The organism is Geminisphaera colitermitum TAV2, assembly GCF_000171235.2.
GTDB lineage: Bacteria > Verrucomicrobiota > Verrucomicrobiia > Opitutales > Opitutaceae > Geminisphaera > Geminisphaera colitermitum.
This window is the reverse complement of the sequence record NZ_ABEA03000104.1, coordinates 76,156-90,717: the sequence shown is the minus strand read 5'-3', so window position 1 is coordinate 90,717 and position 14,562 is coordinate 76,156. Positions and strand designations below refer to the sequence as shown.

The window sequence follows — 14,562 nt, the reverse complement described above, 5'->3', positions numbered from 1 at the left end:
AAAAAGAGGGGGATTGAGCAAACGTGTGCAGGCAGGGGGGGGGGAGGATGGACAAGTCAGGATTGGGTGATGCGGGATTCCCAGATTTTCATGAGCGGCGTCCAATCGGATTTGTCCGCTGCTTCAAGCGCACGAAAATAGGTTTGCCGAAGGTAGTCGGACTCCGGCTCAAGATCGAGGCGGGGGAAATCAAGACGACGAAGCACAATGCGTAAAAAAAGCCGGATTACCCGCCCGTTAAAATCTTGAAAGGGATGAATGCTGAGAAACCGGCCTTCAATGAAGGCGAGCATTTCCAAGGTCTGATCGGTGAGGTCTCCCGCAAAATATTCCCATCGGGTTTTTGTATCCTGAAAATAATTACGCATCTGAACGGACACTTCATGGGGCGGTGGAGGCGTCCAGTTGCCGACGGTCACCGGGATGTCACGCCAGCGTCCTGCCCAGTCAGGAACAAAGGGGGCGGCGATCTTGCGGTGAATGTCCAGCAAGAGGGTTTCGTCAAATGGGATATTGTCGTAGTCCCCCTTGTAGATCGCCGCCTCGACGGTTTCGATCTCGCGAGCAACCAGCGGGGCCAGTTGGGCGTTACTCAGGATGCCTTGCGTTGTTTCAATATAGCGGGTGGCTCGATCCGGGCGTGGTGCTCCTGAAGCATTCTGAGGCTGACCGGCTCCTGTTCGAATGCCATGCTGCGCGCGACGTCCTCCGGAATCCCGTTCCAAAAAACATGAGCTTTCTGCTCCTGCGGAAGGGTTCTCCATTGTTGAACTTTTTGCTGCCAAGTCATGGGGAGAAACTGTGGTCTGATTTGTATTTGTGACAAGTCGTGATCCTTCTGCGTCGGCGGCGCGGAGAAGGGTTTCGAGCCAGGCGAGGCGGAAGATGCCGAGGGTGGGAGCGTCGCGGAGGGCGAGCATGCGCGTGGTCCATGATGGGGTGCCATCAGAGGCGTCGCCCATCTGCATTGGCGTTAGATCGAGTTTGAGCGGGGTTGAGGAATCGAGGGGGACTTCTTCGATGGAGAGGGTTTTTGTGGGGTCGCCGGGAAGTGGATCGTCTTGCCAGACACCGCGGGCGTAGAGGCAGTCAGAATCAGGCGGGCGTTCGCCGGGAAAGGCGCGGAGGGAGAGACGGACTTTTCCGTGATGCGTGGCAATGAGCCAAGCAACGAGGTTTTGGGTCTCGCGGTCGTGGGTGTTGGCTGAGAACTGGAGCCAGGCGAGAGTAGAGGCGAGTTCGTGACGAAATTGAGGGCGTTCGTTTTTTACGCCGGGTAGCCAAGTGGATTTGGCAAGGTAGCGATCACGGAGTGTTTCGGGGATGTCGTCGCGGGATTGGGTCAGGTAGTGCTGGAAACTGGCATGGGCTTTGCCGGTGTCGTGCCAGCGAGCGGCTGTGATGAGTTGCGCGGTCCAAGGCGCGGCAGCAGGAAGGGTTTGGAGTTTTTCGTCGAGAGCACGGAGGACGGCTTCGGTGTGCTGCTCGATGCTTTGGTAAGTGTTGGCGAGTTGGCTTTCGTCGTCGTGTGCGCCGTCGCGAGGTGCGGGTTTGGCAGTGGGGGGGGGGGGGAGGGGGATCGGTTCTTTGGTTTTTTCACCGGTCCAGCCGAGCGTTTCGGAGTAGCCGCCGCAGGTGGCGTTGATGAGATAAATCTGGCCGGGCGCGATGCGCCAAGTGTCACGAAATTCCTGCCACTCACCTTCAAGCGGTACCCATTTCCAGATGTTTTTGTCGCCTTTGTTTTTGTCGGCGAATTTCTTGAAGTCGGCGACGGAGACGCGGACGAGTTCGGGACGCTGGGGTTGGATTTCGGGCAGAGGGGCGGCGGAGGTGTTTTTGTCGGTTTTGGGGAGTTCGCGCCAGAAGAGTTGAACGTCGCGGTCCTCGCCGTCGCGGATGTAACGGCCAACGTCGATGTCGAGGCCGGAGAGGTCGGGGGTGGTGTCGAAGAGTTCAACGAGGTCTTTGCAGCGGAGGATGCTGGTCTCGGGGAGGGCTTCTTCGGCGTGGAGTTTTTCGAGAGCGGCAGGCGAGGCGTCGGTGGTTTGGCGAAGGAGGGCGCGGGCGATGTTGAGTTGTTCGGGAGTATAGGGAAGGGCGAGGGAGTCGGCGGTCTTGGCGTCGCCGGGAGGGGATTCGAGGTTGATCCAGAGGATGTCGGCGCCGCCGGTGGGGTTGTATTCGCCTTTGCGGTTGCAGCGTCCGAAGCGTTGGACGAGCGAGGACCAGGAGGCGAGTTCGGTGATGAGGGTGCGGGCTGAGATGTCCACGCCAGCTTCGATGGCTTGGGTGGCAATGAGGATTTTGCCGGGGGGGGGGGGGGGGGAGTTGAGGGTAGCAGTGAGTTTTTCGCGTTCCATAGGACGGAAGCGCGAGTGGATGAGGGTGAGTTCGGGTGTGTCGTTAGCGTTGGCGCTCGCAGATGTTGCGAGGGCGGCGGATTTTCGCGCGGGGCGAAGGGTTTTTTCGAGGGTAGCGTAGAGGTCGCGGGCGCGGTTAACGCGGTTGAGGATGACGATGGTGAGGGTGCCGGGTTGGTGTTTTTCGAGAATAGTGGCAGTCAGGGTATCGATGTAGGGCGCGACAATTTTGGCGGAGTCGGCGGTGAGGGTGAGTGGTGTGGATTGTGAATCGGCGAGAGGAGCTAGTTTTTTATTCGAATGCGTGCGTGCGGAAACGGAGGTCGAGGCGTGATCGTTTTCGCCGAGTGCAAGAATCGGGGGGAGGGTGAGATGATCGGGCGTAACGAGGAGGCGTTGATCGAGAGTGGCGCTGGCCCACCAGGTGACGGAGTTGGCGGCGAGGCCGAGGCGTTGACGGAGTCCTTCGAGTTGAGCGGAGGTGCGGACACCGACGCCCATGAGTTGGGTTTCGTCGAGAACCCAGAGGGCGTCGTTGTTGAGGAGGCCAAAATGCATGGGCCAGCGGGCGCGGGTCATGCCGTAGCCGCGGTTAAGAGCGCGGGAGAGGAGCATGTCTTGCGTGCCAATAAGGATGGCCGGGCGTTCGGGGTAGATGTCCCACTCACGGCGGGCGTCGTCGTTTTCCTCGCCGCCCATGAGAATCACGGGCGAATGGTCGCGAAGCCAGATGAGTTGCTCCCGGATGCTTGGGGCGAGGCCAAGTTTGTCGGCATGGTCAATAAGGTTGCCGATCCATTTCGAAACTTCACCACGGGTTTGCTCAACGAGCGTGCGCATGGGGAGGCAATACACGAGGCGGCGGGGCCAGTCTTCTTTTTGGAGAATAGCACGATTCCACAACCACGCAATCACGACAGCCGCAGTTTTGCCGAGGCCGGTGGGAATGGTGATAAGTTGCGAACAACAGGGAGTGTCTGGCGCGGCGCAGGCGAGACGGGTTTGATAGTCGTAGGGGGCGTTGCCGGTAGCCGCGTGGAAAAAGTCAGCGTAGGGAGGCATGTTCGTTAGTGTTGGCTGATGAGCGGTTATGTAAGCAATGATTTTATTGGTTTTGAAATATTATGTCAGAGGGAGTGGGACATATGGTGGCACAGTCTCTATTTTTTTGATTATTTTTTGAGGGGACTTTTGGCAGTGCGTCTGGCGGGAGATTGCTGGGTGTGGTTGACGGCAAGGGCGGCGGCTTCGGTTTTTATGGAACGAACGAGGGCGGCGGGGGAGAGGGCGCGGGCGTGGCGGCCCCAGCCAAGAATGCGGCGACGAACGTCAATGAGGTTGTTGAGGTGCAGGGTGACTTCGATCGCGCCACGAGGTGATGTCAGATCGCGGATGGTTTGCGATGCATGCCAGGGGCGTTCGCGAATATAGGGGGCGGCGGTAGCGTCGAATTGGATACGAACAGCGTTTGCTCTCTCTCCGGTGAAAAGGCCCATGTTGCCGGTGAGATGAGCATGGGCGTCAAAATCGGGAGGCGGAGTGAAGGTTGCTCCGGTTGTCGTTATTTTTTCGATACGCGAGAGCAGGAAATTGCGCAAGGCGCGGCGTTGCATATCGTGGGCGACGAGCAGCCAGCGGTGCTCAAGGATCGCAAGGTGGAACGGGTGAATGAGACGCGGCGCAGGGCGTCGAGCGCGGGGTTTTTTGTAGGTGATACGAAGTTCACGGTGGTTGTGGATCGCGTCGAGCAGGCAGACGAGGTGGCCTTGCTCGGCGTCCGTGGCCGCATCGATTTCAGGGTTGCTGTCGGGTTCGTAAACGAGGCGGTTCAGCTCGGCTGGATCAAGTGAGATGGCAGAACCAAGGGCGGGGGCCATTTTTTCCAAGACGGCAGCAAGTGTCCGCCCAAGCGTCGAACCTCGCCAGGCAGCGAAGGTGCGTCCGGCAAGGATCAGGGCAAGGGCTTCGTCGGCATTGATGCGGGGAAGCGGGCTAAGTTGCAGCGTGTCGTAGGGGCGAGTGTAGTAATAGGTGCGACGGGAGGCATTCCACTCAACGGGGGCATTGTGAAAATCGCGGAGGTGCTCGATGTCGCGCTTGATGGTGCGTGAGGAAATGCCGGACCATTCACGAACAAAGGATTCGGCGGTGAAGGAACGCCCAGTGGAGAGATATTCGTGAAGACGACGGATGCGAGCGATGCAAGCAGGGCCTTCTGAATGGTTGGCAGGTGACAGGCGGGCAGTGAGGGAACTGGCTCGAACCATGATGATGCCATCAATGGCATCGATTGAATTATTTCAAGGCCAATTCCACTGCGTAGTTGCATGTAAGACACAATAGGCCATCTCGGCCAAAAATCAAAAACGTAGAATCACTCGTTCCTCCCCTCCCTGTCTGTTGCTTCTAGAGCATTTACAATTGAGATGTAGCCGTTGTCTTAACGGTAGGGAGGCCTCTCCGAGGCCTCCGAAACCACGCTCCATCTACCTATGAATTTCGCATTCTCGCACTACGCACGGCGGAGGTCTCGGAGAGGCCTCCCTACCAGGTATCAAATGGCTCCAGTTTAAATGAAACTGCTCTAGCGAATCGTGAGGGAGGCGATGTCGATGTCCTCCGGGAGGGTGAGATAACTGACCGAGGTGGTCTTGATGGTCACGCTGCCGCCATTCGGAAGGCCGGGGCCGGTGAGGGTGAACGAGGCGGATGCATCGGTGGTCCAAGTGGCGAGGACGGGCCGGTTATCCTCGGCGCGTCGTAGGACAAGAGCCCAGGCAGTGGCGGTGGCGATAGCAGTATCGGCAGGGGAAATACGTCGGATGAGAACGGGGGAGGAACCGAGCTGACGAGTCATTTCAGTGTAGGCGTGGAATGCGGGTTTCGGTGACCAATCCCAGCGAGTGAGTCCGAAGTTGTGTTCGCGTTCGCCGCGTTTTTGTCCGTCGTCGTGAAGGTCGTAAATGAAGAGGCGTTCCACGCCGGATTCGGGCGTGCCAAGGTAACTGAGATAAATGCGCGGGATGAGTTCCGCCTGTTCCTCTTCCGTCCAACCGCCACCCAGCGAAGGCGTGGAAGCAAGCAAGCCGCCTTTCCAGTCGGCGTAAGTGTAGAGCGCCACGGCAGCAGCATCCGGGATCGGTTCACCACGCGTGTTGCGAATGCTGAGAAGCGGAGTGAACGTGTCGCCAGGTTGGAGACGTGCAGGGGAAAAGAAACGGTTCACGTAAACTTTGGATACAGGCGGGATGCCAGCAGCCAGGGCGGCGTCGGGAACAAAAACATTTTCCGTCTGGTCCGGGATTCCCTTCGTGTTCCAGTGCACGGCAAGGCCCATGCGAAAGATCGGGTAAGTTTCGCTGACGGCATCACGACGTTGCCAGATACCGTTGGCGTCCTGCGTGTTCAGAACGTAAAAGGGCGGGTGTCCGATGGCGACAAGGAGGCCGCCGCGCGCAATCCAGTCACGGAGGGCGGGGAGAAGTGGCGCGTCGATGTGTATCCCATTTTCCGTGACAAGAACAGGACAGTCGTCAGGTGAGAGTGTGGCGATTTCGTCGAACAGGACGCGCCGGAATTGAACTCTGGGAAGCCAGCGACGAGTTGCATCAATCTCGTCACGGTTGGCGCGAATGATGCGTGGAGAGAGCGCAAAACCCGCAGTGATCGGCACGTCGTCAGCGAGCGGACGCCCGATGCGGGCCAGCGCGTGACGAATGGCTTTTTCCATGAAGAGAGGCTGTTGCGAGAGGAGCGGAGATTGGAATGTGCTGCCGCCGCTTTCCAGGAGCCAGACGGGGATGTGAGCTTCGTTATTCGCAGCCATGAGGGCGCGGAATTCGCGCATGGTTCGACGAACGACCGGACTGGCGTCGGGACCGGGACCGTAGCGGTGGACGCCAATGATGTCGTAGTATCCAGCGGCTCCGGCGCGATACATGTCGCGCAAGTATTCACTGTTCCAATACTCAAGTCCGCCAGTGATGACTTTTGCACCGGGATCGATGCGCTTGATTTCCTCATGCGATATTTTGAGGAGCGACACGTATTCGGCTGCGTTGGGTCGCCCGCCCCAGAAGCCTCCGTCCTGTTCGTTCCAGATGACCCAGTGGCGCACGCGGTCATGGTAACGGCCAACCATTGACCGGACGTAGATGCGCCATGCCTCGGGGTGGCGATGGATGGGCACGATGTCGGCGTGTCCTTTTTGGCGGAGATCGCTGTCGAAGGCGCTAAGGATGCCAACGGTGCCGACGCCTGCTTTTTCAAGGCGGTCAACGAGCACGTCGAATTTGGAAAAATCACGTTGGCCGTTTCGGGTGAGAATGCGTGGAAAGGAAAAATCCTCGCGCAGCCAAGTCATTCTGGCCTGACCCACGCGCTCGACCAAGGTGTCGAGGTGATCCCATTCGGTGCTGCGCAAGGGGTGGGAGGAGATGCCCCACGGGCTGCTCGTGGGGGGCGGCGTTGCCACCGCGACAGGCGCAGTGGCTGGAGCGGTTTTGGCGAGGGTGAATTCGATCTGGAAGGCGGAGTCGGCAGCGTTGTCTTTTTTCAGGAAATTCCAGCGTGCGCGTCCCCATTTGTAGGCGACAGGTTTTTCCGCAGTGAATTCCACGCGGTAGCGAATCAGCGTGGCGGGGGTAGGCAAATTGACTTCGCTGGTGGCGGGCGGCGGGGCAACGAAGCGTGTGCTGTTGAGGGATCGCAGTTCGTGCCAAGGGCCTTTGTCGTCGGCTCGCCAGGATACTGTGATGGCAGCCCAGTTGTCGGGTTCCGGTTCAAGGCGGAGCATGTCGCGCACGTTCATGCGGACCACGCGCGAGGTGCTGCGGCTGAAGTCGAATTTGTATTCGAGCACGGCGGTTTTGACTCCGGGCCGGACGTTGACCGTGCGGATGCCGTTGGCGGTGTCGTTGCCCACGCTGAATCCGGAGACGTGCTCGGCGTCACCGAAAAAGGTGCCGGCGGCTTTGGCGCGTTCTCCCGCAGATTCGGGGATCAGGGAATCCCAGCCTGCGGTGTAGGTGTAGCGTCCTGCGTTGATGTCTTGTTCTTCCACTGGCGGCAGCGCGGCGCGGCTTGTCACGGCGATGAGCGCGAACAGGAGAGCGAGCAGGGGGGATGTTTTTAATGGGTTCATGCAATCGCAGATTCAAAGATGGGATTGGATACGGAGAGGACGCGGTGTCCGGTGGTGTCGGGGGCGGATTCGTTGTAAAAAATTGTGGAGCCATCGGGGCTGAAAATGGGATGCGGGTGGAGATGGCAGTCGTTGCGGAGGCGGCTGCGAGCGAGAAATTGGCGGCTGCCAGTGGCGGTGTCGATGAGGAGGATGTCGCTGATGTCGGCGGCGTTTTCCCAGCCGCGTCCGGGGGCGTCGTGCGGACCGGTGGTGTCGATGACGAGCCAGCGTCCGCAGTGGCTGGGAGAGACGTGCCAGTCGCGGTTGCCTTCGCTGATGAGGCGTGGGGAACGGGTGTCGTTAAAAATTTGATACACACCGCGCGGGGAGCGGGGGCTTTCGCCGTAGGCGACGGCGTAGGCGCAGGGGGCGTGAAAGGCCCAGCGTTCGTGTCCGATGGCGAGGCCGACGGCGGCGTTGTCAAAGAGGGTGCGTCCGTGCGGAGCGTGTTGCGCGTGCCAGGCCCAGACGCGTGCGGCGATCTGAAGAGCAGGGCCTTCGTGGCAAAAGCCGATCCAGGATTCATCGGCGGGGCAGAGGTGGAAATGGTTGGCGGACCAGTCAAAGCGAGCGAGGGGGGGGGGGGGGAGGGTGTTGGCGAAACGGCCGTGCGGAGGGAGGGGGATTTCGATGAGGTCGATGGTTGCGTGTCCGTTGATGCCGATGCGTTGACCGAGGATGACGCGGGTGCCGTCGGCAGTGATCGAGGGGAGCGGGATAAGCGTGGCGTTGGCAGGCGGGCGATAGACGAGTGTGGAGGCGGAGCGAGAAAGCCAGGAGTGGCGAGAGAGGCGGGAGGGGGGGGGGGGGGGAGGGACAGATCGAGGATGTGTAGTGCGTTTTCTATGACAAGGGCGAGGAGCTTGGCATGGCTGGCGATGTCGAACCAAAGCATGTCACCGGTGCAGTGAGCGCGGGGCCAAGTGGCGAGGTGCGTTTCGTTGCCAGTGGCGAGGTCGTGTTTCCAGAGGCTGTATTCTGTCGTGCCACGTTGTCCGAGCACGAGGCTGCGTCCCTTGTCCGCAAAGCCGTTGGCGTGCGGATATGTCAGGTAACGGCGTTGCGCGTGGGCACAGAGTGGCCGGGGCACAGGCGTCGTGGACGCGAACGCAGGTGATGGTACGATGAGGGCGGGCATCTCAGGGTTTGAGCATTTCTTCAGTGATGTCGTCGGGGCGGACGAGAGTGACGTGGCCGTCGGCCCAGAGGACATGGCCTTTGCCGCCAAAGGGAGCATCCATGCGGTCGGACATGGTACCGAGCGCTCCGCTGCCCATGCCCCACTTGGTATCGTTGGCAATGGAGTCGAACATCATGATGATGCGCGAGGGGGAGCGGAGGCTGGAAATAGGAACAGGGGTGACAGGCGCTCCAACTGTTACATCTGTGCCGTGCGACATGACCCAGTAGTTGACGCGGTAGGGATAACCGTAGGCGCTGGTTTTTATAATGCTGGTGTCAAGACGGTTGAGCGGACTGATGGTAATTTGGTTGAGTGCCCGCCAGTCGCTTACAGGTGTGCTCAGGTAAGCGCCAAGGGGTGTTTCATAACGAGCGGGGTTGCTCTGGTCGGCGTATTTTTGTCCGTACCAAGACCATTGGTAGGCATCTTTGTTGATGGCTTCTCCCTTGGCTGGCATATAACGGTCTTTGTTGTCGCCGGCCCAGAGCATGACGCCAGCGTGGATTTGTCGGAGGTTGCTGCCGATGGTTGCTGCGCGGGCACTCTGGCGGACTCGGCCCACCGTGGGGATGAGGATGGCGGCGAGGATGCCGATAATCGCAATGACGGTGAGCAGTTCGATAAGCGTGAAGCCAGTCACCTTATGGCAATCCGGGGCAGATGTGGCTTTGTTTTTCATGGGGCGGAAATCTCAATGATCAGGAGCGGCGTTGACGGGCAAGCATGCAAGCAACGACGCCAAAGACGCCGAGGAGAATCGCCGTGGTGGCGGGTTCGGGAATGGCGTTGTTAGCGCGGATTTCAACGTTGTCGATGCGCACGCTTCCGTTGCCAACGAGGCTGGCCAGGGACCAGGTGAGTTTCACGTTGGATTGATTGTTGAGGGCAACGATGGAGGAGAGGTCGGCTGTCCACTCGTAAAATTGGTTGCTGCCTGTAGTAAAAGAAAGTGTCGCCGGAATGGCAACAGGAGCGGCTCCGTCGATGCTGTAAGTGAAAGCACTGAATGTCTTGAGAACGGATGTGCCGGTGTTGGCAGCGCGAACATCCAAGCGGACGCTGAGATCTTTGAGCCCCGTGGTGTTGAGCGTGACGGAAAATGAATTTCCCGTGCTCGGATCGCCCCACGAGATGGAGTGTCCTGGTGTTCCTGAAGCACCGCTGCCTGTCCAAGTGTTGCCAGCCGGATCTGTGTATGTGGCTGCTCCACCATCGGTGCCCAGTTTGCTGCCGGCGTAAGAGATGTTGGATGTAGCGACAAATCCACTACTGCCGCCTGGCGCCAGCGTGAACGCGCCCGTGCCATTGGCCGTCGTGTCAAAGGTGTAAAAAACGTAGGCGGCATAGGTTGCCGGAGCCGAGAGAACGGTGCCGACAAGTGTCAGCAGGGCGGAAAACAGGATGCGTTTAAGGATAGTGGTTTTCATGGGATTTGAGGTCGGTGTCATGGACTGCGGGCAGGCTGTAATGCGCAGCAAACAAGCTCAACGGCAGCAGACTGCGACACGTCGCATTTTTGTCGCAAGGCGCGGGCAACTGCTGTGTTTTTTGCGGGTATGAGCACTCGCCCGCAATCCGGTCCTGTATCCGAAATATCAGCACAAGCGAATCCGCCGACGGTGCGCGAGCTGGCGGCGGAGTTGGGCTTGCATCACGCGACGGTGGCGCGCGCGCTGGGCAATCAGCCCAACGTGGCGGCGGCAACTCGCGAGCGAGTGCTGGCGGCGGCGAAGGCGCGGGGCGGGTATCGGGCAAATGCCTTGGTCAATGCGCTGATGGCGCAGGTGCGCCGGCATCATCGTTTGAAACCAACTGGCGAGGTGGTGGCGTTCTTGACGGGTTTTGAGAGCGAGGAGCGGTGGCGCGAGTTGCCGTCACACGTTGCGCAGTTTGAAGGCGCGAAGCTGCGTGCGTCCAAACTGGGTTTTAGTTTGCAGCCGATGTGGATGGGGGAACGCGGAGCGCAGGCGCGTCAACTGGGTCGGGTGCTGGCGGCGCGCGGGGTGCGAGGTGCGTTGCTGGCCCCGCCGCCATCGGGCGAAAACGAGGACGAGGCGCAGAAGTGGGCGGGCGAGTGGGAGGGGTATTGGGAGAAGCATGTTTTTGTGGCGATTGGATACGGGTGGCGTTGGATGCGTCTGCATCGGGCGGTGCATGACAGCGTGAGCTTGGCGTCAGAATGTTGTGCGCGTTTGCATGGCGCGGCTTGTCGTCGGGTGGGGCTCGCAATCCCTGAGCAATACGGTGCGCGTGGTCGCCATTTGCTGGTCAATGGTTATCTGGGCGCGTGTTGGTTTCATGAGCTGGCAGCGGTGCCACCCTTGTTGTTAACGGGCACAAACGACGCGGGCGACGAGGCGGCTTTTGTGCGGTGGTTTAAGCGACACAAGCTGGATGCGGTGATCGGAATGTGGCCGGACAAACCGCTGCGGTGGTTGCGCAAGCAGGGGCTGCAAGTGCCCCGGAAGGCGTGTTATGCGACGCTCGATCTGGGCGACCGACGCGGGCAACTGGCCGGGATGGAGCAGGACAATCACACGATCGGCGCGGCTGCGATGGACTTGTTGGCGAGCCAGCTTTTTCTCAACGAAATGGGTTCGCCCCAAACGCCAACCGTCACGCTGGTCGATGGCACATGGCGGGACGGGCCAACAGTGCGGCGAGGGACGTAGTGGGGACAATCGAGTTCCAGCGACGAAGGACATCGGCGGCGGGTTTTCCGGCGAGGGTGAAACCGGTGTCGCCCGCTGGGTCGGTGGCGTATTGGGGACGGGGTTGTTGTTCGTCCCACTTCCACCAATACTGGGCCCTTCACGCCTACCGCATGGCCGCGAACGACGCCTACACCGGACTCGAATACAGCAACGACCAGCGCGACAACAAACGCTACCCCGACACCAACCGGATCCGCCTCTACAAACACTACCTCGACCCACGAAACGACAACACCCCGCCGCCTGCGTATGACCGCACATTGCCCGACGCGCGCGTCCCGCAAACTCCCCCCCCTCCTCCCTACGTGTTGTCTGTTGTTTCCGCCAAAAACCAATCCGTCAAAATCACCTGGGTTCCCACGCCCGACACTCAAAACTACTCCATCAAACGAGCCCTTTCAGAAACCGGTCCCTTCGAAACCTTCGCCGAAATCCCAGCCACCAAGCAGCAATACGTGATGGACCACACCGACACGACCGCCTCTTCCGGCACGAAGTATTTCTACGTGGTCACAGCATCAAACCCCCACGGCGAAAGCCCCCCCAGCAAAGCCACCACCCCAAGCGCCAACTAACCCCCAAGTGGTGTCCTAAATGTGGCGCGGGCGTCTCGCCCGCGCACGCTATTCGATGCCACATCCTGCATACGCGGGCTTCGCAAGCGAAGCCCCTACGCACGCAACGCGTGCCTCACACAAACGCCCCCTGCTCGCGCAACGTCTGCCGTAACAAAGCCGCGTCAAGATCACGCGTGCCGGACAAGCCCTGTTTCACACAAAGCGCCGCCGCCGTTCCCGCGCCCTGCCCAATCGCCATCACCTGCGGAGTAATGCGAATGGCGGCGTGCGCCTCGTGCGTGCAGTCAATGCAGCGCGAGGCAACGAGCAAGTTGTCCACACCCTGCGCGCAAATACTCCGGTAAGGAATCTCGTACCACCTGCCCGCCGGCGGATGAATCCGCACCGTGCCCTCACCAGACGGATTGTGAATGTCGATGAACCAGTTGCCACGCGCAATGCAGTCCGCGAACTCCGGCACCTTGATCACATCGTCCGCCGTCAACGTATAGTCGCACGTGATGCGACGCGATTCGCGGACGCCAATGTGCGGAGCCATCCCCGACAAATACGCATTTTCAAAACCCGGCACCCGTTTGCGCAGAAACGCGCTCACCTCCGCCACCTGACGCCGCCCCTCCAACATGGCCGCCGTCACATCGCCCAACTTCGTCGGATCGCGATTGATGATGCGCGTCACATTAAAACTCCACTGACCACTCCGAGGCATATTGAACGCCAACACATCCTCACGCGGCACAGTGATCTCACCACACGCCTTCGCCGCCTTCCACGCGCGAGTGAAACCCGGATCCTCCTTCTTGCTGATCTCCGCGCGCGCATCGTCCGCGCCATCCATTGTGAAAATCATGCTCATCGGCTGACAGCCCTGATCCGAATCGCGCCCCTGCGCAAAAGGCACACCGGCGAGCACGCTCACATCACCATCGCCCGTGGCGTCGATCACCATGCGACCCGTCAAAACATGACGCCCCTGCTTGGACTCGATCACCACGCCACTGATACGATTGCCCTCACGAAACACGCCTGCCACCTGCGCGAAAAAATACGGACGCACCCCGGCCTCCGTGACGAAGCGATCCAGCACAATCTTCGCCACCTCGATATCATAAGTCGCGCCGGAGCCGTAGGTGTTCTTGGTGGATAACCAGCCGCCTGCGTCCCGAAGACGATCGGACAACTCCTCGAACAATCCGCGCACAAAGGGAAACGGCATAATCGCGCCCAAATGCCCGCTCGTCCAAGTGCCGCCGATCAAACCAAAACGTTCGACGAGGATGACGCTGGCTCCGTTGCGCGCCGCAGCGATGGATGCCGCCACGCCACCGGGACCGGCTCCGAGGACAAGGACATCGGCCTCGTCGAGAACGGAAAGCTCACGGGCCGGCTCAACAAAAATGCGAGGAGTTTGCTTGCCTTGGTTTTTCATAAAAACGTCATTCCATGCTGAACGACCCAAAAGAAAACAGAGAGCAAACAGAGTTGCAGAAACTTTTAAAAAAGTTGCAAAAATCACAGATCAAATGAATCCCCGCAACGCCACTCCCGCACGGCTCCCCTCCCCCCCCCCCCCTCCCGCCAACGCAAGCACCACCGCTCAGGGCGGGATTGCCGGTGCGCGTTCATTTGCGCGATGGCAGGCCATTTATCCGCAACTGATCTGGGCCTACGCGGGACGCGTCGATGCGCCAACGCAACACCTGCTGGAAGTGTTCACCCGGCGCATGACAGCGTGGCTGGTCACACGCGGCCACGTGCAACTCGTATCCGATGATACGATACTCACGGTGAAACGCGGCCAATGGGTTTTCTTTTGCGGACGATTTCAAAAACACGATTTCAGCCCGGCAGCCGAGTTGGTTTCGATCAGCCTGCGCATCCCCGCCGAAAGCGAGACGGAATGGCGTCATGCGCCCTTTGTCGTGAAGGCGGCGGAGCATCCGCAACTGGAGAAAACCGCCCGCGCACTCATCGCGCTGGTGACGCGCAACAGCCCCGCGAGCAACAGAAGCGCCTTGCAACGACCAATGCCATTTGCGGAAGCCTTGCGAATCAACGCCCGCGCCTTCGAGTGGGCGGCGGCGTGCATGGATGCGCGAATGGCCGCAGGTGTTCCGATGGGCGAACCCCGCCGCGGACACCCCAAAGTGACACGCGCCCTGACGGTGTTGATGGGAACGCCCTTGCACGAGGCTTGTTCGGAGACGCGACTGGCGGCGGAAGTGGGTTTGAGCGCGGGACATTTGGAGCAACTTTTTGTGCGCGAAATGGGCACGACACCGCGACGCTTGCGCGAACGACATCGCCGCGACGAGGCGGCGCGCCGTGTGCGTCACGACGACACAAGTCTCAAACAGCTTGCCTGGGAACTCGGCTTCGGCAGCCCCTCCCATTTTTCCAACTGGTTCCGGCGTGTATTCGGAATGTCACCACGCGCATGGCGTCGCATGGAAGGATGAAGGAAGGGGGGGGGGGGGGGGACGAGGGACGGGGAAAAACGAAGCTAGGATGTGTCGTATTTCTGGAAGCAAATGACGTA

General features: G+C 60.0%; 10 protein-coding genes. 3 read left to right on the top strand and 7 right to left on the bottom strand.

All coding sequences use genetic code 11. From position 1 onward, the window contains the following. Window positions 1-56: 56 nt before the first annotated feature. The 6 genes from cas3g to OBACDRAFT_RS12385 form a co-directional block, all read right to left on the bottom strand. Entirely contained in the window at window positions 57-3,425 is a 3,369-nt protein-coding gene (gene cas3g, locus OBACDRAFT_RS12410; protein WP_052361880.1) for a type I-G CRISPR-associated helicase/endonuclease Cas3g, read from the bottom strand. Between the two features lie 110 nt (window positions 3,426-3,535). After that, a complete protein-coding gene (locus tag OBACDRAFT_RS12405; protein ID WP_052361878.1) occupies window positions 3,536-4,630 on the bottom strand; it encodes a helix-turn-helix transcriptional regulator in 1,095 nt (364 codons plus the stop codon). A gap of 317 nt (window positions 4,631-4,947) precedes the next feature. After that, complete coding sequence (locus OBACDRAFT_RS12400) at window positions 4,948-7,506, bottom strand: hypothetical protein (protein WP_043586016.1); 2,559 nt, start codon at window positions 7,504-7,506, stop codon at window positions 4,948-4,950. Further along, window positions 7,503-8,438: an oligogalacturonate lyase family protein gene (locus tag OBACDRAFT_RS12395; RefSeq protein WP_232767064.1), complete on the bottom strand. Its 936-nt coding sequence runs from the start codon at window positions 8,436-8,438 to the stop codon at window positions 7,503-7,505. Before OBACDRAFT_RS12395 ends, OBACDRAFT_RS12400 begins: the two co-directional genes overlap by 4 nt. A gap of 249 nt (window positions 8,439-8,687) precedes the next feature. After that, entirely contained in the window at window positions 8,688-9,410 is a 723-nt protein-coding gene (locus OBACDRAFT_RS12390; protein ID WP_043586015.1) for a type II secretion system protein, read from the bottom strand. A gap of 19 nt (window positions 9,411-9,429) precedes the next feature. Next, window positions 9,430-10,158, bottom strand: coding sequence for a hypothetical protein (locus OBACDRAFT_RS12385; protein WP_052361876.1), 729 nt, complete (start codon window positions 10,156-10,158; stop codon window positions 9,430-9,432). A 129-nt stretch (window positions 10,159-10,287) separates the two neighbouring features. Between OBACDRAFT_RS12385 and OBACDRAFT_RS12380 the strand changes: the two genes are divergently transcribed. Both OBACDRAFT_RS12380 and OBACDRAFT_RS12375 read left to right on the top strand, forming a co-directional pair. Then, the gene (locus tag OBACDRAFT_RS12380; protein ID WP_052361875.1) at window positions 10,288-11,403 is read left to right on the top strand and encodes a LacI family DNA-binding transcriptional regulator; all 1,116 of its coding nucleotides are present in this window, start codon (window positions 10,288-10,290) and stop codon (window positions 11,401-11,403) included. Between the two features lie 152 nt (window positions 11,404-11,555). Beyond that, complete coding sequence (locus OBACDRAFT_RS12375) at window positions 11,556-12,020, top strand: fibronectin type III domain-containing protein (protein ID WP_043586014.1); 465 nt, start codon at window positions 11,556-11,558, stop codon at window positions 12,018-12,020. A gap of 115 nt (window positions 12,021-12,135) precedes the next feature. Here OBACDRAFT_RS12375 and OBACDRAFT_RS12370 read toward each other — a convergent pair whose 3' ends face one another. Continuing rightward, window positions 12,136-13,452 carry an FAD-dependent oxidoreductase gene (locus OBACDRAFT_RS12370; RefSeq protein ID WP_043586013.1) on the bottom strand — a complete coding sequence of 439 codons (1,317 nt, stop codon included), beginning with the start codon at window positions 13,450-13,452 and terminating at the stop codon, window positions 12,136-12,138. A gap of 94 nt (window positions 13,453-13,546) precedes the next feature. Here OBACDRAFT_RS12370 and OBACDRAFT_RS12365 point away from each other — a divergent pair, with 94 nt between their 5' ends. Continuing rightward, window positions 13,547-14,482, top strand: a complete 936-nt coding sequence (locus OBACDRAFT_RS12365; protein WP_052361872.1) for an AraC family transcriptional regulator — start codon at window positions 13,547-13,549, stop codon at window positions 14,480-14,482. Window positions 14,483-14,562 lie beyond the last annotated feature (80 nt).